This window comes from Burkholderia sp. AU31652, from assembly GCF_002223155.1.
Taxonomy (GTDB): Bacteria; Pseudomonadota; Gammaproteobacteria; order Burkholderiales; family Burkholderiaceae; genus Burkholderia.
Map to the genome: position 1 here is coordinate 351,217 of NZ_NKFG01000007.1, position 22,107 is coordinate 373,323.

Genomic DNA, 22,107 nt, shown 5'->3' on the forward strand with positions numbered 1-22,107 from the left:
GCCGTTCCCCTCTTCCGCCCTCGATCAAGGATCCAGCATGAAGCGACTCATCGTGATCGGCGCCCGCGCCACCGGCAGCAGCCTCGCGCTCGTGCGTGGCGCGCTTGCGCGGCAAGCGGCCGTGACCGTGATCACCGCCCCCGGGCACCGTCTCGACGGCGTCTTTCCGGCGGGCGTCGAGACGATCAACCTCGAACCCGATGCCGGCCAGCTCGCCGGCTGGCTGCGCACGCGCTATCCGGACGAGATCGACACGCTGCGCGTGACGACCGCGCACGACACCTACGCGCGCACCGCCGCGTGGGTCGCCGACGCGCTCGGCCTGCCCGGCCCCGATGCGCGCCACGTCGCGCACGCGGTGTCGAAGTCGAACCAGAAGGCGCTGCTCGCCGCGCACGGCATCCCGGCCGCACAATTCGTCACGGGCACGCTGGCCGCGCCGGCGGCGCTCGCGGCCGCGGCAGACCCGCTGCGTTTCCCGGTGGTCGTCAAGCCGTCGGAAGGCTCGGCGAGCGACGGCGTGCGGCGCTGCGAGGACATCGCCGAGGTCCGTGCGCAGCTCGACGCCCTCGCTGCCGGGCAAGCCGACGCTCAAGCGCTCGCGACCGAGCGCGTCGTGATCGAGGAATTTCTGAGCGGCAGCGAATACTGCGTCGAGTATTTCGACGGCCGGTACGTCGGCGCGCTGCGCAAGCTGAAACGGCACGGGGCGGGCTTTCTCGAGCGCGGCTATACGTCCGAACTCGACCTCGACGCGAGCACGCTGCGCGCACTGATCGACGTCGGGACGCGCGCCACGGCCGCCGCCGGGCTGACCTGGGGGCCCGTGCACCTGGACTGCATCGTGCACGACGGCGTGCCGCACGTGATCGAACTGAATCCGCGCATCGCGGGCAGCTTCATCTGCGACATCGTGCGCGACGGCTATGGCTTCAACGTGGTCGAAGCGTTGCTCGACAGGCTCGACGGACGCCCGGTGGAGATTCCCGAGCGGTTCGAACCGCAGGCGTATGCGCGCGCCGAATTCCTGCTCGACAGCGACCCCCGCGCGTGGCGTTTCGCGCAGGCGGGCGAGATTCACGACGGCACGGTCACGATCAGTTACGGGCCGCAGGTGCTGCCCGATCGCGAGCGGCGTGCGTTTCTCTATGTGCGGGTGGCACTGCCGGTCGCGCACGGTGTGGACGGCGCGCCCGCGCATCCCGGTTCGTCGGCCCACGGAAATCCCGTCGGGCAGCACGCCGTTTCCGGCTCGCCTTGAAACGGCCAACTGCACGCCCTCCCGGGCTCGGCCGAACGCTGTCGTGCCGCGTGGCTTCGGTCAGGCACCGTCACAAACGACGCCCCAGCAACTGCCCCGGCCACCCTTCCACGTCGAAGGGTGAAATTCGCTCATAGCCGCACGACTCGTAGAAACGCACCAGCGCGCCGGTCCCGCCGCCGTAGCAGTCCACCCGCAAGCGCGCCACCCCGGCCGCCCGGGCGCGCTCGTCCGCGAAGGCCATCAGGCGCCGGCCGACACCCCGCGCCCGCGCATCGCGCGACGCCACCAGCACGCGCACGTAGATTTCCGGCTCGGTCGCGGGCGGCACGTAGGGCATGGACTCGCCGAGGATCAATGCGCCGAGGACGCGGCCGTCCTGATCCTCTGCGACCCACGCGTCGGGCAGCGCGCAGGCGTCGGTCACGAGCGCGATCCGCCGGGGTTGCGTCGACCAGGGCTCGCGGCCCCATTGCCCGTCGTTGCCGATGGCGACGAACCACGCAATCACGTCGTCGAAGATCGCCAGCACGGCCGGGGCATCGCGTGCGCTGGCACGACGGATTCTCACCTTGTCCACGCCTGTCACCGTCACGTTCAACACTCCTTCGCCTGCGTCATCGACCGGCGCGCAATGGGATGTCAAGCCGGGCTGCCCAGGGACACGCGATGGAAGCCCGGCGATCAAGCCTGCTACGGTACTGACATTCCACCCGATTGATCAAGGTGTGACGGCCCGCGATTCGACATGACGGGTTGTCTTCGTGAAAAACCCGGGCCAACGAGCCGCCACGCTGCCGGCGGATCAACACGGCAACGTGGTTCGAGGCGTAGTAAGGAAGCCGAAAGATCGTGCTGCAGCGCATTGCCCACGACGCTCCGCCGATCCGGCGCAACGCCCCGCCGCCTGCTCCGCCCCGGATCGCAGCGAATCGCTTCCCGCGCGAATGTCGGCGTTCACGGCAAAAATATACAATCGACGCGATGCATCGCAGGCATGAAGCGCCAGCCGCCCACTCTCGCTCGCCACCATGAACGCACCCGCTGATTCCACCTCCTCCGCCCCGTCGGTACTCGGCGTCTATCGTCAACTGGCGGACCCGTCCGCCGGGCAATGGATCGTCAGCCGCTCCGAACGCGCGCACATGTACCGCATCCAGCATCACCGCCCTGACGGCAGCACCTCGGTCGATACGGTCGTCGATGCGGACAACCTCGATGCGAAGCTGCACAAGTGGATCCAGGAGGGCTTCGTCCGGCGTGAAGCCGGCGATCGCGTGGCGCCCACTCATCGCGGCGCGTTCATGCAGGCGCTGCGAAGCGCGCACGCGGCGCGACCGGCGGCAGCCGGCGACGCAGCGCACGTCGCGCAGGTGGGCGGCGTGCCGATGCCGCGCGGCCCGGGCGGGCCGCTCGTGCCGCCGGTGAACCTGGCCTACCTGTTCACCGCGCGCGTGACGAACGTGCTGGAAGACATCGTCGAGAACCGGCGCATCCTGCTGATCGGCCACACCGGCACGGGCAAGACGAGCCTCATCGAGCAGGCCGCCGCGCTGGCCGGCCATGGCGTACTGCGCTCGAACATGAACGGGCAGACGACGGTCGGCGACTTCGTCGGGTTCTGGACCGTCAAGGGCGGCGAGACGATCTGGGTCGACGGCGTGCTGCCGACCGCGATGCGTGAAGGGCTGTGGCTCATCGTCGACGAGATCGACTTCGCGGAGCCGGCGATCCTCGCGGTGCTGACCGCCGTGCTCGAACCGGCCGGCCGCTTGTTGCTGAAGGAGAAAGGCAACGAGATCGTCGTCCCGCATCCGTCGTTCCGGCTGTTCGCGACGGCCAACGCGGTGGGCGCGATGGGCCAGTTCCGCCATCTATACCAGGGCGCCAACGTGATGAACGAGGCGTTTCTCGACCGCTGGCGCGTCTACCGCCTCGACTACCTGCCGCCGCCCGATGAGGCGCGCGTGCTGCAGCGCACGTTCGGCCCGGCCATGACCGCGGCGATGGCCGACACGCTCGCGGCCATCGCGGCCGACTGCCGCGCCGCGTTCGTCCGCGAGGATCTGGCCAGCGCGTTCTCGACGCGACGCCTGATCGACTGGGCCGAGCTGATGCTGCGCACCGGCGATCCCGAATCGGCCGCCGGCCCGACGATCTATGCGAAGGTCGGCGCGGAAGACGCCGACCTGATCCGCAGCATCATCCGCCACTACATCGACGTCGAGGCCTGACGCGATGGACCGGGACGACGACGCGCGGTCGCTCCACCTGACCCGGCTGGCCCGCACGCTCACGCAACGGCACGGCATCGAGGTGCGGTTTGCACGCCACGGGCCGGTCGCGCGGCACGACTTGCTGGTGCTGCCCGACACGCTGCTCGCCGGCGACGCCGATGTCGACGTCGACGACGATGCGATCACCGGCCTCGTCGACCTCCATGCAGCGCGCATCCGCTTCGGTGCAATCGATGACATTGCCGCACTGTCGTCGCCCGCGGTGCAGGCCATTGCGCAGGCGATCGACGACCGGCGCGCGGCCGGCTGCCTCGCTGCGATCTATCCCGGTGCGATGACGTTCCTGCGGCGGATGCGCGCGGCGACGGCCGCCGACGTGCGCCATCGGTGGCCTCGCATGGCATGGCGCGACAGGCTGGTGTGGCGCATCGAACGGGCGCTATGGGACGAACCGCCGCCTTCCATCGAGCGCATGCCGTCGCTCGACGCGACGATGGCTGCATCGGGCGATCTCGTCGACGCAGCGCGTGCAGCCACGTCGACCGCCGACAGCATCCGCGCCGCACGCCGGATCGTCGAACGCGTGCGCGCGCTGGCGTCGGCCGGTGCGAACAACATGATGTTCACGGCCGATACGGGCAGCACGATCGACAGCGACAGCATCGCCGCCGAATTCGAATCGGACGGACAGCGCGCGCCGGACGACTCACGCGCGCCCGTTTCCGCCGAATCGGGCGCCGGTGCGATCGCCGACACGGCATCGTCCACCGAAGCACCGACGCCGGCCGATGCGATGCCCGGCACGATCCGCCTGTCCGCGGACAGCCGGCCGCTGCTGTCGGTCCCGCTGACCACCGCGTTCGACACGGTGACGGACTTCACCGGCAACGGCGAACCGGCGCGCTGGCACCGCCTGCGAAGCGCGGCCCGCGCGCAGACCGAGCCGCTCAAGCTACGACTCGAACGGGCGTTGAAAGTGGACGAGCAGACGCGCTGGAAACGCGAACAGGAACGCGGCGAGCTCGACCGGATGTCGCTCGCCCGCCTCGTCACGTCGCCCGGCTATCGCACGCCATTCCGCATCCGGCGCGCCGCACCCGGGCGCGACGCGGCCGTCAGCCTGCTGATCGATTGCAGCGGGTCGATGGCCGGCAGGAAGATCGAACTCGCCAGGCTGTGCGCGTCAGCGCTGTGCGATGCGCTGACGCAGCTCGGCTTCGCGTGCGAAGTGCTCGGCTACAGCTCCGTCGAAGACGCGGCGATGCGCGCGCACTACCAGCGCTGGATCGACGCCGGCCGCGACACCTTCGGCTATAACCGGTTCGTCGAACGGCTCGACCTGCGCGTCTACAAGCGGTTCGATTCCGACAACCCGAGCGGCCTCGCGTGCATCGAATGCGGCCACGAGAATCCCGACGGCGAGGCGTTGAGCTGGGCCGCCGAGCGGCTGCTGGCGAAGCGGGCGCGGCGGCGAATCCTGATGGTGCTGTCGGACGGCTATCCGGCCACCGGCGACGGCAACCCGGCGATCCTGCGCACCGACCTGCGTGCCCGCGTCGACGCGCTGCACGAGCGGCGCGTCGAACTGATCGGTGTCGGGATACTCGACGATGCGGTGGAGACCTTCTATCCGGTCAGCAGCGTGGTCGAGCATCTGCATGAATTGCCGGGCGCGGCGTTCAGTGTATTGAGCGATACACTGCTGGATCGGCGCTAGCCTCGCGCGCGACAGGGTCGAAGCACACTTCGATTCGCCGGCGCGTCACATCGGACGGTTAGCATCGCCGATGGCCGACTCGAATCGCCGCGATGACGCAGGATCCCGCGTTCCGTTGCATTCGACCGGCCGACCGGTTTCGATGTGCACGCGGCCGGCAGCACGATCCTTGCTCCGCGCCCCCTTTCGATTGTCAACGCGACGGCGGAGTCGGCCGCATCTTCCTGCCACGGTCGGCCGCCGGCACGAAACTGCACATGCCCAGGAAAAAAACCAGCCTCTGGTTGCGGCCCCTCGAACTGCTCTCCGTCGCCGCCGGCGCGCGCCCGACGAAGCGCACGAGCAAGCCGCGACCGGCCGCCAAGCGGGCGGTCAAGCCGGTCGCCCGGCCGGCCGCCACCGTGCGTCCCGCCAGACGCACCGGCACCGTGCATCCGGCCCGCGCCCCGGCGGACAAGGCGCCCGGCACGTGGCTCCGCTCGTTTCATTCCGCCGGCCCGAGTGCCGGCCGCTACGTGAACCATCTTGCCTACGCGTTGTATCTCCCCGCCGCACCGGCGACGACAGCCGGCATGCCGGTCGTCGTCATGCTGCACGGCTGCAAGCAGAGTGCCGAATCGTTTGCCGCGGGCACGCGCATGTGCCGTCTCGCCGAGCGCTCGGGGTTCGCCGTGCTGTTCCCCGAACAGGCCAAGACCGCGCATGCGCACCGCTGCTGGCACTGGCATGGCGACGCGACGCAGTCGGAAGCCGCGGCCGTCACGTCGCTGGTCGACGCCATCGTGCGACAGCACGGCTTCGACCGCGACCGGATCTACCTGGCCGGCATGTCCGCCGGAGCCGGGCTCGCCGCGGCACTGGCCATCCGGTATCCCGACCGCTTCGCGGCCGTCGGCCTGCACTCCGGCCCGGCCATCGCCCCGTCGTCGTCGACGTTGGCGGCGATGAACCTGATGCGTCGTGGCCTGCGCGACGACCCGATATGCGCGGTCGATGCGTGCACCGACGTCGCGTCCTATCCCGGCATGCCGGCCCTCGTCATGCACGGCGCACTCGATACGGTCGTGACCGACCGGAACGCGACGCAGCTCGGCATCGCGTTCGCGCGGCTCAACCGGCTCGTCGACGAGCACGGCGCGATGCGGGTGGGCGAGCAACGCACCTATGCGCGCGACGATGCCGACTATGTCGACTATCTCAAGGCCGGGCGTCTCGTCGTCCGGGTCTGCATCGTCCGCCGGCTGCCGCATGCGTGGAGCGGCGGCGACCCGCGCGAGCCGTTTCATTCCGCCACGGGGCCGGACGCCACCGCGATGTTCTGGCAATTCTTTCGTCGCCAACGCCGCAAGCGGCTGCGATGACGTGCGACAACCGCGCCGGCCCGCGGCACGCGGCGCCGTCACGCGATCACGCCCGGTGCGCCAGCTCCGCCGTGTTCTCGCGCTCGCCGGCGCGCCGGATCGGGATCCGGACGCAGAACGTCGTGCCCCGCCCGGGCTCGCTCGTCACGTCGATGGTGCCGCGATGGCGCTTGACGATGCCATGCGATACCGACAAGCCCAGCCCCGTGCCCTGCCCGACCGGCTTCGTCGTGAAGAACGGATCGAAGATCCGCCGGACGACGTCGGGCGTCATCCCCGTCCCGGTGTCGCTGATCGCGATCGACACCTGCTCGCCGTCGCTCGATGTGCGGATCGTGATCACGCCGCGCTCGGGAATCGCGTGCGCCGCGTTTACCAGCAGGTTCATGAACACCTGGTTCAACTGCGACGGCAGGCATTCGACCTGCGGCACCTCACCGTAATCGCGCACGATGTCGGCCTTGTACTTGAGTTCGTTGTGGACGACGTTGAGCGTGCTTTCCAGGCCCGCGCGGAGATCGACCACGCTCCACTCGTCGCTGGCCGGGCGCGAGAAATCGCGCAAGTCCTGCACGATGCGCCGCACGCGCAGCGCGCCGTCGATCGATTCGTCGATCAGCGTCTCGATCTCGCCGCGCACGTAGTCCAGGTCCGCCGCGCGGCCCGTCGCCGCCAGCGCATCGCGCGCGGCCGGGTCGAGTTGCGGCAGCGCGGCTTCATGCGCGGCGATCACGTCGAGCAGACTGCGCACCCATGTCTTCAACGTGTTGAGGTTCGCACTGACGAAGCCGATCGGATTGTTGATCTCGTGCGCGACACCGGCCGCGAGCTGACCGATCGACGCGAGCTTTTCCGACTGCAGTAGTTGCACGTGGGTTTCCTCGAGCACATGCAGCAGGCGCCGCTGCTCGTCCTTCTCCTGTTCGAGCCGCGCCTGCGCGGCCTTGCGTTCGTCGATCTCGGTCGCCATGTTCTCGCGCGTGCGCTGCAGCATCGCCGTCGTCTGCTCGTAGCGATGCAGCGCGCGTTCCAGTTCGACGGTACGCAAGCGCACGAGCCGCTCGAGCGTGTCGGTCATCCCGCGCAGGAAAGTTGTGCGCGCATCGAATCGGGTCAGCAACAGCGTGACGACCAGGGTTCCCGTCGTGAACAGCGTGACCGTCGTCGCGAGCCAGGGCGTATCGACCCCGTTCGCGGCCCCGCACCGCGCGTCCGGCGCGAAATGCGCGGCCGCCATCGCCGTGTAGTGCATGCCGGTGATGCCGACACCCATGATGAAAGCCGCACCGACCCGCTGGGCGGTCGCATGGCGCGCCTGCTGCACGCGCAACGCCTGCGCGATCCAGAGCGCGGCCGTCGACGCGATCACCGCGATGCCGATCGACGCGGCGAACAGCGCGGCATCGTAGCGGATGCCGGGTTCCATGCGCATCGCGGCCATCCCCGCGTAATGCATGCCGGCAATCCCGGCGCCCATCAGCGCGCCGCCCACGAGCAGCCGCCGCCAGCCCAGCCGTGCGCGCGTGACGACCGTCAGCGCGAAGTACGACACGAGCACGGCAATCGCCAGCGACGCGCCCGTATCCGGCCATGCATAGCCGAGCGGAATCGGCAGCGAAAACGCGAGCATGCCGACGAAATGCATCGACCAGATGCCGGTGCCCATGGCCACCGCGCCGCCGCCCAGCCACGCACGCTTGAGCTTCGGGTTGTCGAGCAGCGAAATGAAGGCGGCCAGGTCGAGTGTCGTATACGAGGCCAGCGTCGCGATCGCGAGCGACAGCAGGACGAGCGGGAGATGGTAGGTGCCGTACATGATCGAGCGCCCGGATCGAGGTGAGTGCGTTGCCGCGGCGCGCAGTCGTGCGCCGCGGCCATCAGGCCGCGCGGCCGGGCTCAGGCCGGCGCCGCCCCCGCATTCGGCGCGCTCTGCGCCGGCTTCGCCGCAGTCTGGCCGGCCAGCACGAGGATGTCGAACGACGTCCCCTCGCGCGTCTCGAAGCGGCGCACGAGCTCGATCTGGTGCGCCGACATCACGCTGCCCTTGGTCATCAGCAGCACGCCGCGATGCGTGCGCAGATCGTCGGCGAGCTGCATCCCCTCGCGCAGCTGCGCGGACTTGACCTCCGCGACGGACGCCGCGATGCCGAGGCTCGCCGGGTCCCGCATCAGTTCGGTCAGGCCGTCGACGATTCGCGGGTCGTAACGCACGCCGGCCTGCGAGCGCAACGCGTCGAGCGCCTGCTCGACCGAATGCGGCGCGCCGATGTCGCCATTGCGCAGCCCTTCGAAGTCGCGCGCGATCGCCAGGATTCGCGAGCCGAGCGGGATCGTGTCGCCCGCCAGGCCGTCCGGCGTGCCGCGTCCGTTGAAGCGCTCGTACTGGTGCAGCACGATCGACGCGACCTTGTGCAGTTGCGCGACCGGTGTCAGCACCATCTGCGCGCGCAGCGGATGCTGCAGGAACAGGCCGTGCTCTTCCGCCGTCATCTTCGCGAGCGGCTTGCGCAGCAATTCGTCCGGCAGCGACAACTTGCCGATGCCGTGCAGCAGCCCCGCGAAATAGACGTCCTGCGCATGCAGCTCGCTCATCCCGGACGCCAGCGCGAGCCGCCGTGCGATCTCGCCGACCCGCATCGCGTGACCGCTGGCCGACCCGCAGCGTATCTCGATCATGCTCGCGCAGACCTGGACCATCGCGGTGAAGCTGCTTTTCAGGTCGCGTTGCGCGGCTTCGAGGAACATCACGGTCTGGCCGAGTTCCTCCGTGCGTGCGCGCACCTGCGTTTCGAGTTCCGTGTTGAAACGGCGCAGCGCTTCGTTCTGCGCTTCCGTCAGCGCGGCCAGCCGGGCCGCTTCGCGCCGCAAGTGCCGCTGCTCCAGTGCGTGTTCGATGGTCAGCAGCAGGTCGTGGTCGTCCCACGGCTTGTTCAGGTAGCGATAGACGCCGCCGTCGTTGACGGCCTGCACGACCGACGCGATCTCCGCATAGCCGGTCAGCAGGATGCGCATCGTGTCCGGGTAGAGCGCCCGTGCGCGAGCCAGAAACTCCGCGCCGCTCATGCCCGGCATCCGCATGTCGGACACGATCAGGTCGACTTCGGTCGACGCCAGGATCTCGAGGGCCGCCTCGCCGCTTTCCGCGGTCAGGATCGCGTAGCCGGCGGGACGGAACACGCGGCTGAGCGCCGACAGCACGCTCGGCTCGTCGTCGACCAGCAGGATCGTCGGTACGCCACCCGCATCGTCGGATGTCGCTGCCGCCCCGGTCGTTTCAGGCGATACCGCATTCGGTCCGTTTGTTGCAGATGTCGTCATGATTGGCCTCGGATCATGTATTTGTATTCTCTCTGCATCATCGGCATGCGCCGCGCATTCCGTATCCGGGAAAACGCTGACGCGCTCTCCCGAATCACACCGCGAACGCGATCTACACCGTCGCCGAACCCGGTGCGCGCACGTAATAGATGTCCCACTCCGCTTCGTCGGCCTGCACGAAGCCGTGCCGGGCATAGAAGCGGTTCGAATCGCTGCCGCGCAGCGCGCCGACGCGAACGGGCACCTGCTGCGAATCGGCGTCGGCAAAGATCTTGCGCAGCACCGCCGCGCCGATCCCCTTTCCCTGATGCTCGGGCACGATGTACAGATGGTCGAGCAGCCAGTGATCCTCCTGCGGCCGGACCACGAAAAAGCCCGCGCTCACGCCGTCGACTTCGATCAAGCGACATCGCGCCGGATCGAACGACGCGAGAAACCGGTCGCGCGCACGCTGGGGATCGAAGCGACCGATGCGTTCGAGGCTGTCACGCATCGCGGCGATGCGGATGGCGACCAGCGTCTCGGCGTCGGATCGGGTGGCGAGGGGAAAGGTCAGGTTCATTGGCAAGTTGTGCTCATGCGGAGAAAAGCCCGGCATCCCGGCGCGGGCGTCGAAGCCTGCTCGCGACGCCGGCCGGCACGAACCACGCGCGTCAGGGCGTCTCGATGCCGTCTGCCCGCGTCGCCAGGAATCGCAGGTACTTGCCGTCCTCGTCCTCGAACAGTTCCGGCCCGCCGCTCGCATAGGCGCGCATCAGTTCGTCGGCCGCGCGATCGAGATCGCCCAGCTCGAACTGGCACTGACCGAGCCTCAGGTGCAGGAACGGGTTGCCGATCGCGTTGGGGAAATGCATCGACTGGGCGAGATTGTCGCGTCCGGCCGCGTAGTTCTCTTGATGGAAATTCACGTCGCCGATGGCGGCCATTAACCACGTGCCGGCTTCCCAGTTGGTCTTGGGTTCGGGAAGCAGGTCGAATCCCGCCCAGAATTTCTCGAGCGCGCCTGCGTAGTCGCCGTCTTCCATCAACGCATCGCCCGCGTCGCTCAGCGCGCCGATCCGTTCGTACAGCGCGTTGTCCAGTTCTGCCATGTCGAGTCCCTGTTTCCGAGTTGAAGTCGGCCCGGTGCGGCCAGTGGTTGCGATACGATCGCGGTGATTGTTTGCAGTTTTGCCGTCCTGATCGCCGATCCGGCCGGCCTTCATCCAGCATACTCGAGCTGCATGACGCGCGTGCCGCGACTTTCGGCGCACCGTCGTCTGCCCGGGCGCGTCGCTTGTCGCATTACACTATCTGCCGCCACGCTACGCGTCCCGACAATCCGTGTTGCCAGGCCTGCCGCTGACCATGATGTGGGTCGCGCTCACCTGGCGAATTTTCGTTTGACTATCGATCCATGCTCCGCTTCGACAAACTCGGCAAGCGCTACGACAAGCGCGTCATCTTCAAGGGACTCCACTACGCATCCGGCGCCGGATGCGTGGCGCTGTGCGACGAAACCGGCAGTGGCAAATCGACGTTGCTCGCCATTCTCGCCGGCACGCTCGACGCGGACGAGGGCGAGGTGTGGATCGGCGGCCATTCGCTGCGCACCGCGCCGCACGATGCGAAATCCGCACTGGCGTACGTGCCTGACGATTGCCTGGCGTATCCGCACCGGACGGGGCGCGAGTTTCTCGATCTCGTGGCGGCCGGCAGGAAGACCGTCGTCGACGCCCGCACGCTCGAGCTGGCCGATCGATTCGGGCTCGGCCCGCATCTTGAGAAGCGCTTCGAGCAGATGTCGTTCGGCACGCGCAAGAAACTGTTCCTGACGGCCACGACGCTCGGCGCGCCCGCCGTCGTGATCGCCGACGATCCGGACAGCGGGCTCGATGCCGCGTCGCGTGCGGTGCTGATCGATCTGTTCAAGACACTGGCTACAGACCGTGCGGTCTTTTTTTCGACTTACGATCCGGCGCTGGCGCGCGCCTGTGACGCAAGGGTCACCACTTTTGCGGAGCTTGGATTCGCTGGATAGACGGCATCGTCGCCGGCGCAGTCGCGGGGAAGGATCGGGGGTGGCTGATGGTTGGAGGGAGAACGACGCAGCGACAATCGATCGCCGTCTTTTGCCGCAAGGAAGTGCGAAACGGCCCCTCCCGCCTCGCACTTCCGTGACCTTCGCGATACGCACGGCCGCCGCACCGGGCTTCGATCAACCGACTGTCCGACACCCGAGCCGGTTATCGTTCGCCCCGCGCACGCGCCCGGCCATGGGCGCCGTCAGGCCTTCAACGCCCCGAACACCTCGTCCAGCATCTTCTTCGCGTCGCCGAACAGCATCCGGTTGTTGTCCTTGTAGAACAGCGGATTGTCGACGCCCGCATAGCCGGACGCCATGCTGCGCTTCATCACGATCGAGGTCTTGGCCTTCCACACCTCGAGCACCGGCATGCCGGCGATCGGGCTGCCCGGATCTTCCTGCGCCGCCGGGTTCACGATGTCGTTCGCGCCGATCACCATCGACACGTCGGCTTCGGGGAAGTCGGCGTTGATCTCGTCCATCTCCATCACGATGTCGTACGGCACCTTCGCCTCGGCGAGCAGCACGTTCATGTGCCCCGGCATGCGGCCGGCCACCGGATGGATCGCGAAACGCACGTCGACGCCCTTCTCGCGCAGCACCTTCGTGAGTTCATGCACGGTGTGCTGGGCTTGCGCCACGGCCATCCCGTACCCGGGCACGATGATCACGCTCTTCGCATCGCGCAGCAGCTCGGCCGTCTCCAGCGCACTCACCGCCACCACTTCGCCGGCCGGCTGCGCACTGCCGCCGGCCGCCGCGGGCGCACCGCTGCCGGTGCCGAAGCCGCCGGCAATCACGCTGATGAAGTTGCGGTTCATCGCGCGGCACATGATGTACGACAGGATCGCACCCGACGAGCCCACCAGCGCGCCGATCACGATCAGCAGGTCGTTGCCGAGCATGAAGCCGGTGGCGGCCGCCGCCCAGCCCGAGTAGCTGTTGAGCATCGACACCACGACGGGCATGTCCGCGCCGCCGATCGCCATCACCATGTGCACGCCGAACAGCAGCGACACCACCGTCATCACGATGAGCGGCGTCATGCCGTCCTGGACCGTCTCCGCATGCAGGAACGCGCGGCCGAACACGATCACCACCACCAGCGCGGCCAGGTTGAGCCAGTGCCGGGCCGGCAGCAGCAGCGGCTTGCCGCCGATCTTGCCGGAGAGCTTGCCGAATGCAATGACCGAGCCCGCGAAGGTCACCGCACCGATCAGGATGCCGACGTAAATTTCCACTTCGTGGATCGCGTGCTCGGCACCCGTGAACTGCACCGACGTATCGATGTAGCTCGCGAAGCCCACCAGGCACGCCGCCAGGCCGACCAGGCTGTGCATCAGCGCCACCAGTTCGGGCATCTGCGTCATCTGCACCTTCTTCGCGGCGTAGAGCCCCACCGCGCCGCCGACGACCAGCGCAGCCACGATATACGGAACGCCCTCAACCGACACGCGCGGGCCGAGTACCGTGGCGAGCACGGCGATCAGCATGCCGATCATGCCGAGCAGGTTGCCGCGCCGTGCGGTCTCGGGATTGGCCAGCCCACCGAGGCTGAGGATGAAGAGGATGGCCGCGCCGATATAGGAGACGGTAGTCAGATTGGAAGTCATTGTTATCGTCTCCTTACTTGCGGAACATCGCCAGCATGCGACGCGTCACCGCGAAGCCGCCGAACATGTTGACGGCCGTGAGCGTCAGCGCGCCCACCGCGAGGCCCAGGATCAGCCCGGACGGACGCCCCCCCGCCGCCGTGTCGCCCAACGGCGGCGCGACCTGCACCAGCGCGCCGATCGCGATGATCGACGAGATCGCATTGGTGACGCTCATCAGCGGCGTATGCAGCGACGGCGTGACGTTCCAGATCACCATGTAGCCGACGAAGCAGGCCAGCACGAACACCGTGAAGTGCGCGAGGAACGTGGCCGGCGCGAACTGGCCGACCAGCAGGAACAACAGTGCGCCGACCGCGAACGTGATGGCGAGCGACTTCGCCGACATCGGCGCGCCGCTGCCGTGGCCGTGGCCCTTGGACGCGGTTGCCGCGACCGGCGGCGTGGCGGGTTTCGGGGCGGCGGCCGGCTGCTGGATCGGCGGCGGCGGCCAGGTGACGTTGCCTTCCTTGACGACCGTGAGGCCACGGATCGCGTCGTCGTTGAAATCGACGTTGATCGTGCCGTCCTTGCCCTTGCACAGCTCCTCGACCACGCGCAGCAGGTTGGTCGCATACAGCGTCGACGACTGTCGTGCCAGGCGCGACGCGAGATCCGTGTAGCCGACGATGGTCACGCCATGACGCACCACGGCTTCGCCCGGCACCGTCAGTTCGCAGTTGCCGCCTTGCTCGCCGGCCATGTCGACGATCACGCTGCCCGGCTTCATCGACTGCACCATCTCGGCCGTGATGAGCTTCGGCGCCGGCTTGCCGGGGATCAGCGCGGTGGTGATGATGATGTCCGCCTCCTTGGCCTGCTGCGCGTACATCGCGCGCTGCGCCTGCTGGAAGCCTTCGCTCATCACCTTCGCGTAGCCGCCGCCGCCCGAGCCTTCCTCCTCGTAGTCGACCTTGACGAACTCACCGCCGAGCGACTTGACCTGGTCGGCCACTTCCGCGCGCGTGTCGTTGGCGCGCACGATCGCGCCGAGGCCCGCGGCCGTGCCGATCGCCGCGAGGCCGGCGACGCCCGCGCCGGCGATGAACACCTTGGCCGGCGGCACCTTGCCCGCGGCCGTGATCTGCCCGTTGAAGTAGCGGCCGAACGCATGAGCCGCCTCGATGACGGCGCGGTAGCCGCTCACGCCGGCCATCGACGTGAGGGCATCCATCTTCTGCGCGCGCGACAGCGTGCGCGGCAGCGAATCGATCGCCAGCACCGTGGCCCGCTTCGCGGTCAGCTGCTGCATCAGTTCAGGGTTCTGGGCCGGCCAGACGAAGCCGATCAGCGTGCCGCCCTCGCGCATCAGCGCGACTTCGTCGCTGCTCGGCGGGCGCACCTTGAGGACGATGTCGCTGCGGCCCCATAGATCGGCGGCCGTCGGCACGACTTCGGCGCCGGCCGTGCGGTAGTCGTCATCACTGAAGTTCGCGCCGGTGCCGGCACCGCTTTGCACGGCCACCGAGAACCCGAGCTTGATCAGCTTTTCGACCACGTCGGGAACGGTCGCTACGCGCCGCTCCTCGTGGGCCGTCTCCAGAGGGACCCCAATCAGTAATGTCATATCCTGAACTGTCAGTAGTGGCCGTCGCGAGGAATTACGGCCTGCGTTTCACGTCACCCAACTCAATCCGTGTACGACTTTGCTCCGCGCGCAGCTTGGCACTCCCGCGCAGATTTCACAAACGATCGGTCCTCTAATCGATGGTCTTGTCAGGGCAAACCGGTTCATGCTCTTGCCGGATTATGCTGACGAATATCCGGCGCAGGTTCCGATCGGATAAAACCCGTCAAGCATATCCCGTGCCAGAGTCTTTCCAAAATTTATCTTTTGAATCGGCGCGCATTCAATCCATGAATCCCCTGTCTGGACACGACGGGGCTGGCACCCTCGCGCTCACCGGCCAGAACCGCGCGGCACGGGCCGCCGGCACGTGAATCCGTTTGAAACGTGAATAATCGGCGATCGGCACACGAGCACCGGAATCGGTTTCATCGAGAATGCCCTTGCCTACCGGAACAATGCCATTTGTCGCGCGCCAACGACATAATCCGTGTGGCCGACGCGCTTCAGTGCCGGCGAGTTTAATGGAGAATGCTGACTGACTGTTGCCCCCCATCCGGTGACGATCATTCACGCAGCGCATCGACGTGGGCACGAATGCGGCGCGCGCCTTCCTCCGGCGTGCAGGTCGATGTGTCGATGCGCAGCGAGTAGGGCCGTGAATATGCCGGATGCCCGAACTGCGATCGCGCCATGCCTTCGCCTCGATCCACTCTCGCGCGTTCGCGCTGTTCGAGGATGTCCAGCGGGCACGTCACACCGATGACGAAGGTCTGACGCGGCGACAGCGCAGCAATGCATGCGTCGAGCGCGCACTGATCCCGAAGCACGAGGTCCAGCACGATCTCGAAATGGCTGGCCGCAATCCGCGCGAGCGTCGACTGCAGGTTGTGGTGGTGAAGCCTCAGCGCCTGATTCAGTTCTTCTTCCGATCGCATGTCACGCCGGCGCGACATTTCGACGAACGCGTCGAGCGATACGTGAAACATCGGCACGTCCGAACACTGTTGGAGCGCGCGTGCCAGACTGCTCTTCCCTGCACTGGTCGGGCCGTGCAATACGACAGCGACGGGTTTCATGGCGATGGTCCGCGGGAGAGATTGCCGGTTGTCCGGGTGCAACGCTAGATCAGCTCGGCGACGCGCACGATGACGAGCGCGGCCGGCACGAGCACCGCTTGCGCACACAACGTGCCGAGCACGCGCGCGCCCGCGAGTGTCGTGATGGCCCGCCGAAAGCTGTTCTCCGAGATCCGCCCTTCGATGACGTCGTCGGTCATGACCGAAACCTGCGGGTCGATGACGACCGCCAGCACGACGGTCGCGAAACCGTTGATGACGGACGACAGGTTCGCGCACGTCACTCTCAGGTCGGGCTTCAGGTAGCCCGCATAGAGCGACGCGAACACGCCGACCGTCCAGATCGCCATCGCGGCGACGTTCAGCGCAATGACGCCCCATGACACACCGGTGTTCGCGGTCAGTTGCGTGACGTTCTGGCTGGAAGGCAGTCGTGCGCCGACGCGCAGATAGTTGATCCCGGCGCGACTGCACGCATCCAGCAGCAAGCGGGGAATCGAGCGGTTCACCTGGAAGTGTTCGACGGCGCGACTGAAATAACGCTGGAACGTCGGGATCAGGAACGACCCGACGACGGTCGCCACGGTGGCGGACAGCAGGAACCACCGGAAGTCGGCCAGCAACCCGCTCCCCATCCGGTGCGCGATATCCATTTCAACGCGTTTCGCGATGAACGGCCCCTGAAAGGAATTGGCCGTTCGCGACACGAGCGCGATGATCCCGAACAACGAAAACGACAACGCGATGCGTCGCGTGCGCACGCCGGCGATCCGCACGGCATAAGCCAGCGTCGCGATCACATGGATGACGAAGGTAAGCCCGCAGATGATCCAAAGCTGACTGTCCATGCTGGTGCCGCGTGCGTGACGGGATCACGAGTGTACCCGAGCACGGCGCATCAGCCTGGCGACGCCGCCGTCGCAAGCGTAACGGTTGGACGATGCGCGTCAGCCGCTGCCGCCCGGCGCCAATCCCCGCGCTTCATCCAGCATCCATGTCGCGAAAGCCCGCAACGGCCCGTCGGCCAGCTCGATCGGTTCGGGCAGGACGAGGCAGAAGTTTTTCGTCACCGTCTTGCCCTCCGGCCAAGGCGCAACCAGCCGCCCCTGCTCGAGCTCCGCGTCGATGTACAGGCGCGGCACCAGCGCGACACCCAGGCCGGCCAGCGCCGCTTCGATCAGCATCGAATGGAGGTCGTAGCGCGCGCCCACCGCCGAATTGGTCAGCACGATGCCGGCCGCCTGCGCATAGGCCTGCCATGCGTCGGGATTCTGTCGTCGATGAAGACGCGGCAGTGCATCCAGTGACGGCGTCGCCCCGGCGCCCGCGAGCAACGCCGGACTGCAGACGGGCACCAGCACCTCCTCCAGCAGCGGGTGCAGGTGCATCCCCGCCCATGCCGGATGCTCGAAATGAATCGCTGCGTCGAAACCGCTCCCGGCCAGCAGGAACGGCTCCATCCGCTCGGCGATATGCACTGTGATGTTCGGATGCCGCGCCTGAAAATGTTTCAGCCGCGGGATCAGCCAGCGCGTCGCGAAGGTTGGGATGGCGGCGATATCGAGGCTCGCGCCTTCGATCGGCTGCCCCATCAGGTACAGGCTGTCCCGTTCGAGCCGATCCAGAATCTCGCGAACCTGCACCGCGTATCGCGCACCGTTCGGCGCCAGCCGCACCCGATTGCCGATCCGCTCGAACAGCGTGACGCCCAGGAACGCCTCCAGCCGGCCGATCTGGCGACTGACGGCACCCTCGGTCCGCGCCAGCTCTTCGGCGGCTCGGGCAAAGCTGCCGTGTCGGGCCGCGGCTTCAAACGCCTGGAGCGCGGAATTGCTTGGGATCTTGCGGGACATGGACGTCTCGTTGGTCGAAGTGTGTTCGCCATCAGCTTGAGCAAATATCACTGAAGGCTGACTTTATTTCGTTTTATGGCGCGGAATCACGAGCTTAGCATTACGTTACCGCACTGAACATCACACGTTCCCAGATGGACGTGCATCCTGCCCAAAGGACAATCCCATGATCTACACCGTGGAATGCAGCTTCGCCGACCTCGACAGCGAAGCCGAATGGAACGACTTCTACAGCCTTGAAAAGCTGCCCGCGCTGATCTCGGTCACGGGGTTTCACACGTCGCAGCGGTTCAAGGCGATCACCGGCGGTTGCCCGGTTTATCTGGCGATCCACACGATCGACGGCCTCGATGTCCTGACCGGCGACGAGTATCGCCGCAAAGGCGGCGGCAATTTCGCGAAGTGGCAACGACACATCACCGACTGGCACCGGAATCTCTACAGCGATATCGGCTTCGCGCCGGCGGTAAAGGACGGTGAACATCTCGCAGTAAGCGCCGGCGGCCCTGATTCGCTGATTCAATTGGGCCTCCAACCGCTGGCCATGCAGGCCGTTGCGCTCGAGAAGTGTCCGGCACGCCGTTGGCTCGCCGTCGTGCCACGGAACAGCGCGCAGCTTGTCGAGGCGCTCCCGGAAGGCATTCACCTTTACGCGCCGATGACGGAGCAGTTGACAAGCACACGCGCCCTTTCGATTGCACAGGAGTAGACCGCGATGCCGAACGTCACTTTCTCGATCGATGCGACGCGGATGCCGGCTGATGAAAGCCTTGCCGAGCTGTCGCGCGATTGCGTCGAACTCTGCACGCAGGTGCTTGAGGCTGAACTCAAGAACGTCCATGTCATTTTCCTGGCGGTTCGGCACGGGCATGGACATCCCGTCTTCGCCGACATCCGGTATCGCGTCGGCACGCGTCGCACGCCGGAGGTCATGAACCGGTACATGGACGCGCTGGATCAGGCGATCGTTCGCCGCACCGGCCTCACCGCGCGCATTCGGTGCTTTGGTTATACCGCGTCGAGCATTCACGCTCGCAACTAGCCGATTCGGAGCAACACGATGTCCACCCTTACCTTTCCTGTTCAGCAAGTCGGGGATTTCATGATCACCGCCATCAGCGATGGATATCTCACTGCCAGTCTCGACTTCCTGTCGAATATCGCTTCGGATGACGCATCAAAAATGCAGCGTGATGCCGGACAGAAAGAGCCGACGGCCGTCCATATCAATTGCTATGTCGTACGCGGAGCGGGCCGCACCGTTCTCATCGACGGTGGGGCTGGCGGGTTCAAGCAATGGAGTGGCCAGCTCAAAACGAACCTGATACTTGCCGGCATAGAACCCGCTGCGATCGACACCATTCTGCTTACCCATGCGCATCCCGATCATGTCGGTGGGCTGGTGAATGGTGCGGGACAGGCCGCGTTTCCACATGCGGAACTGGTCGTGCATCAGCGAGAGGTCAGGTTCTGGCAGGACGACGGAAATCTCAGTCGCGCCAGTGAGCGGGCTCGCGGCAACTTTGCGAAGGCGCGTCAGGTGTTCGATGCCTATGACGACCGGCTTCGCCTGTTCGAAGACGGACACGTGCTCCCCGGCATCAGCGCGCTGCCGTTGCCGGGACACACCGATGGACACACCGGATATGTTCTCGAATCCCGCGATCAAGGCCTGCTTGTGTGGGGGGATGTGGTGCATTTCCCGCATATCCAGATTCAGCGGCCGGACGTCTCGATTGCGTTCGATCACGATGCGTCGCTGGCAGCTGCTACACGGTCACGCATTCTCGATCAGGTCAGCGCGGACGGCCTTCTGATCGCCGGCATGCATCTGGGGGAACTCGGGTTCGCACGTATCAAGCGGACGAGCGACGGGTATGGGTTGCTTTACGAGAACGAAGGCTGAAGCCACACGTGTACCGATGTGCGATGCCGCCACCTCACGCCGACGTGCTTGAGTCACTCGTTTGATCCAGGTGTCGTTTTTTGAGGGTTATACGACCTTTGCGCCATCCGCTTCGCGTTCCATACTGCACGTGGAAGAGCGAGCAGCGAAAAGCACAAACGCCATCGCGTCTTGCGCTTTCGGCCCGATCAATCACGACGTAGAAAGGAGCAGAAGATGAGGCTTAAAGACAAGTCGGCGTTAATCACCGGTGGGACCAGTGGCATCGGTCTTGCCACCGCGAAGCGGTTCATTGCGGAAGGCGCCCGCGTCGCGGTGACGGGTCGCGACGAGGCGGTGTTCGAGCGCGTGAGGGCCGAACTCGGCGAGCATGCGCTCGTTCTCAAGGGCGACGTCCGTTCGATCAACGACATGCGGGCGATTGCCGCCGAAGTCGGCGAACAGTTCGGCGGCCTGGATATCGTATTCGCGAACGCCGGCTGGGCGTTCCCGTCGGCAGTCGACGATATCGACGATGCGCTTTACGACGAGATCATGGACATCAACGTCAAAGGCGTGGTGTTCACGCTTCAAGCGGTGCTGCCGCAATTGCGAGCGGGCTCGTCCTTCATTCTCAACACCTCGTTCGTCGCGCAGACCGGCAAGCATGGCATCTCGTTGACGGCAGCCGCGAAGGCCGCCGCGCGATCGCTTGCCCGCAGTTGGTCCTACGAGTTTCTCGACCGGAAAATCCGCTTCAACGCGATCGCGCCCGGCGCGATCGACACGCCGCTGCTGACCAAGTGGGGCATGCCGGACGAATGGGTTCGCGACCGCAAGGCCGAGTTCGCCGACACCATTCCGGTGGGTCGCATGGGTACGGCCGAGGACATCGCCAACGCCGCGCTCTATCTCGCCAGCGACGAATCCGCGTACGTCGTCGGCACCGAACTGGTCGTCGACGGCGGTGCCTCGCAGCTTTGACCTGCGGCGCACGCACGGTTCCGGAGCCCGGCATGTCATCGCGGCTCATCCACCTATCCGACCTCACGTTCGCCACGCTTTGAGTCACGGCGGCTATTTCATCCGGCCCAGCCTCGTAACGCTCGCAGCAGGGCCGACCCGCAAGGAGAATTGATCTTGACCGACAGTAGCGAAAACAATGCTTCCGGACCGCCGCTCACCCAAGCCGGTCGTTCGCGCCGGGATGTGCTCAAGTTCGGCAGCATCGCGACGCTCGGCGCCGTCCTCGGTGGCGGCGCCCTGCTTGGACACGCCGCCCCTGCGCTTGCCCAGACCGGCGGCGACGGCGCACTTGCCCCGAACGACCCGCTCGATATCCTGATCGTCAATTACGACGGCGGCACGCTGCTCGACTTCGCCGGCCCCAGCGAAGTCTTCCATCGGCTACCGAATACGAACGTTCGCTACGCGAGCCTCGATGGCGGCAACGTCACGCTCGAATTCGGCGTCGTGTACGGCAAGACCGAGCGGCTGGCCGATATCGACAAGACGGACGTGCTGCTGGTCCCCGGCGGGTCCGACCTGTCGGCGCCGATGCGCCCCGCCTATCAAGCGCAGATCCGGCGCCTGGCAGAAAGTGCCCAGCATGTGACGTCCGTCTGCAACGGATCGCTCGTGCTAGCCGCAACGGGAATTCTCAACGGCAAGCGAAGCGCCTGCCATTGGGCCTTCGTCAACAAGCTGGCCGAATACGGCGCCATTCCCGTGCCCGATCGCTTCGTCGAAGACGACAACGGCCGGTTCATGAGCGGCGGCGGCGTGACGGCGGGCATCGACTTCGCCCTTCGCGTGGCGGCGAAGCTGCGCGGTCGACAGGCCGCCGAACTCACTCAGCTCGTGATCGAATATGATCCCGCGCCGCCGTTCCACTCCGGCCATCCGAGAGATGCACGGCCGGAAGTCATCGCGATGGTCGACAAGAAACTGCCCGGTGCATCCAGGGGGCTCGCACGCGTCCCGGGCGTTCGTTGAATCGCTTGCAGGCAATGTGAGCCAACCCATCGACAGACTGCGATGAACACCGCGACCGACATTGCCTGCTTCATCCTCCACTTTCGCAGTCCTTTCCATTCAAACCATGCACGAAAA

General features: G+C 66.5%; 20 protein-coding genes. 10 read left to right on the forward strand and 10 right to left on the reverse strand.

Going from position 1 to position 22,107, the window contains the following annotated elements; translation table 11 throughout:
• Positions 1-37: 37 nt before the first annotated feature.
• Positions 38-1,261, forward strand: a complete 1,224-nt coding sequence (locus tag CFB40_RS33575) for an ATP-grasp domain-containing protein (RefSeq protein WP_089433746.1) — start codon at positions 38-40, stop codon at positions 1,259-1,261.
• 70 nt (positions 1,262-1,331) lie between these two features.
• Here CFB40_RS33575 and CFB40_RS33580 read toward each other — a convergent pair whose 3' ends face one another.
• Entirely contained in the window at positions 1,332-1,856 is a 525-nt protein-coding gene (locus tag CFB40_RS33580) for a GNAT family N-acetyltransferase (protein ID WP_089434021.1), read from the reverse strand.
• A gap of 436 nt (positions 1,857-2,292) precedes the next feature.
• On the opposite strand from CFB40_RS33580, the gene CFB40_RS33585 reads away from it, so the two are divergent.
• The 3 genes from CFB40_RS33585 (at position 2,293) to CFB40_RS33595 (ending at position 6,576) form a co-directional block, all read left to right on the forward strand.
• The gene (locus tag CFB40_RS33585) at positions 2,293-3,495 is read left to right on the forward strand and encodes an AAA family ATPase (protein ID WP_089433747.1); all 1,203 of its coding nucleotides are present in this window, start codon (positions 2,293-2,295) and stop codon (positions 3,493-3,495) included.
• A 4-nt stretch (positions 3,496-3,499) separates the two neighbouring features.
• On the forward strand, positions 3,500-5,215 hold the full coding sequence (locus tag CFB40_RS33590) for a cobaltochelatase CobT-related protein (protein WP_089433748.1): 1,716 nt from the start codon (positions 3,500-3,502) through the stop codon (positions 5,213-5,215).
• A gap of 257 nt (positions 5,216-5,472) precedes the next feature.
• The gene (locus CFB40_RS33595) at positions 5,473-6,576 is read left to right on the forward strand and encodes an extracellular catalytic domain type 1 short-chain-length polyhydroxyalkanoate depolymerase (RefSeq protein ID WP_089433749.1); all 1,104 of its coding nucleotides are present in this window, start codon (positions 5,473-5,475) and stop codon (positions 6,574-6,576) included.
• 46 nt (positions 6,577-6,622) lie between these two features.
• Here the strand turns inward: CFB40_RS33595 and CFB40_RS33600 are convergent, their stop codons facing one another.
• From CFB40_RS33600 to CFB40_RS33615, 4 genes are all read right to left on the reverse strand, one after another.
• Positions 6,623-8,392 carry a histidine kinase gene (locus CFB40_RS33600; RefSeq protein ID WP_089433750.1) on the reverse strand — a complete coding sequence of 590 codons (1,770 nt, stop codon included), beginning with the start codon at positions 8,390-8,392 and terminating at the stop codon, positions 6,623-6,625.
• A gap of 80 nt (positions 8,393-8,472) precedes the next feature.
• The gene (locus tag CFB40_RS33605; protein WP_089433751.1) at positions 8,473-9,894 is read right to left on the reverse strand and encodes an HD domain-containing phosphohydrolase; all 1,422 of its coding nucleotides are present in this window, start codon (positions 9,892-9,894) and stop codon (positions 8,473-8,475) included.
• A gap of 112 nt (positions 9,895-10,006) precedes the next feature.
• Positions 10,007-10,456 carry a GNAT family N-acetyltransferase gene (locus tag CFB40_RS33610; RefSeq protein ID WP_089433752.1) on the reverse strand — a complete coding sequence of 150 codons (450 nt, stop codon included), beginning with the start codon at positions 10,454-10,456 and terminating at the stop codon, positions 10,007-10,009.
• A 91-nt stretch (positions 10,457-10,547) separates the two neighbouring features.
• Complete coding sequence (locus tag CFB40_RS33615) at positions 10,548-11,099, reverse strand: tetratricopeptide repeat protein (protein WP_256976956.1); 552 nt, start codon at positions 11,097-11,099, stop codon at positions 10,548-10,550.
• A gap of 191 nt (positions 11,100-11,290) precedes the next feature.
• Between CFB40_RS33615 and CFB40_RS33620 the strand changes: the two genes are divergently transcribed.
• On the forward strand, positions 11,291-11,914 hold the full coding sequence (locus CFB40_RS33620) for an ABC transporter ATP-binding protein (protein WP_089433754.1): 624 nt from the start codon (positions 11,291-11,293) through the stop codon (positions 11,912-11,914).
• Positions 11,915-12,159: 245 nt separating this feature from the next.
• On the opposite strand, the gene pntB is transcribed toward CFB40_RS33620, so the two are convergent.
• The 5 genes from pntB to CFB40_RS33645 form a co-directional block, all read right to left on the reverse strand.
• A complete protein-coding gene (gene pntB, locus CFB40_RS33625) occupies positions 12,160-13,572 on the reverse strand; it encodes a Re/Si-specific NAD(P)(+) transhydrogenase subunit beta (protein ID WP_089433755.1) in 1,413 nt (470 codons plus the stop codon).
• Positions 13,573-13,585: 13 nt separating this feature from the next.
• Complete coding sequence (locus CFB40_RS33630) at positions 13,586-15,178, reverse strand: Re/Si-specific NAD(P)(+) transhydrogenase subunit alpha (RefSeq protein WP_089433756.1); 1,593 nt, start codon at positions 15,176-15,178, stop codon at positions 13,586-13,588.
• A gap of 566 nt (positions 15,179-15,744) precedes the next feature.
• On the reverse strand, positions 15,745-16,257 hold the full coding sequence (locus CFB40_RS33635; protein WP_089433757.1) for a chloramphenicol phosphotransferase CPT family protein: 513 nt from the start codon (positions 16,255-16,257) through the stop codon (positions 15,745-15,747).
• Positions 16,258-16,301: 44 nt separating this feature from the next.
• Complete coding sequence (locus CFB40_RS33640) at positions 16,302-17,105, reverse strand: lipid II flippase Amj family protein (protein ID WP_089429754.1); 804 nt, start codon at positions 17,103-17,105, stop codon at positions 16,302-16,304.
• A gap of 99 nt (positions 17,106-17,204) precedes the next feature.
• Positions 17,205-18,110 carry a LysR substrate-binding domain-containing protein gene (locus CFB40_RS33645; protein WP_089433758.1) on the reverse strand — a complete coding sequence of 302 codons (906 nt, stop codon included), beginning with the start codon at positions 18,108-18,110 and terminating at the stop codon, positions 17,205-17,207.
• A 166-nt stretch (positions 18,111-18,276) separates the two neighbouring features.
• Here CFB40_RS33645 and CFB40_RS33650 point away from each other — a divergent pair, with 166 nt between their 5' ends.
• From CFB40_RS33650 to CFB40_RS33670, 5 genes are all read left to right on the forward strand, one after another.
• Positions 18,277-18,819: a sugar ABC transporter gene (locus CFB40_RS33650; protein ID WP_089433759.1), complete on the forward strand. Its 543-nt coding sequence runs from the start codon at positions 18,277-18,279 to the stop codon at positions 18,817-18,819.
• Between the two features lie 6 nt (positions 18,820-18,825).
• Complete coding sequence (locus CFB40_RS33655; protein WP_089433760.1) at positions 18,826-19,152, forward strand: hypothetical protein; 327 nt, start codon at positions 18,826-18,828, stop codon at positions 19,150-19,152.
• Between the two features lie 18 nt (positions 19,153-19,170).
• Positions 19,171-20,016, forward strand: coding sequence for an MBL fold metallo-hydrolase (locus tag CFB40_RS33660; protein ID WP_089433761.1), 846 nt, complete (start codon positions 19,171-19,173; stop codon positions 20,014-20,016).
• Between the two features lie 216 nt (positions 20,017-20,232).
• Complete coding sequence (locus CFB40_RS33665; RefSeq protein WP_089433762.1) at positions 20,233-20,979, forward strand: SDR family oxidoreductase; 747 nt, start codon at positions 20,233-20,235, stop codon at positions 20,977-20,979.
• A gap of 156 nt (positions 20,980-21,135) precedes the next feature.
• Entirely contained in the window at positions 21,136-21,990 is an 855-nt protein-coding gene (locus CFB40_RS33670) for a DJ-1/PfpI family protein (RefSeq protein WP_089433763.1), read from the forward strand.
• Positions 21,991-22,107: the final 117 nt, after the last annotated feature.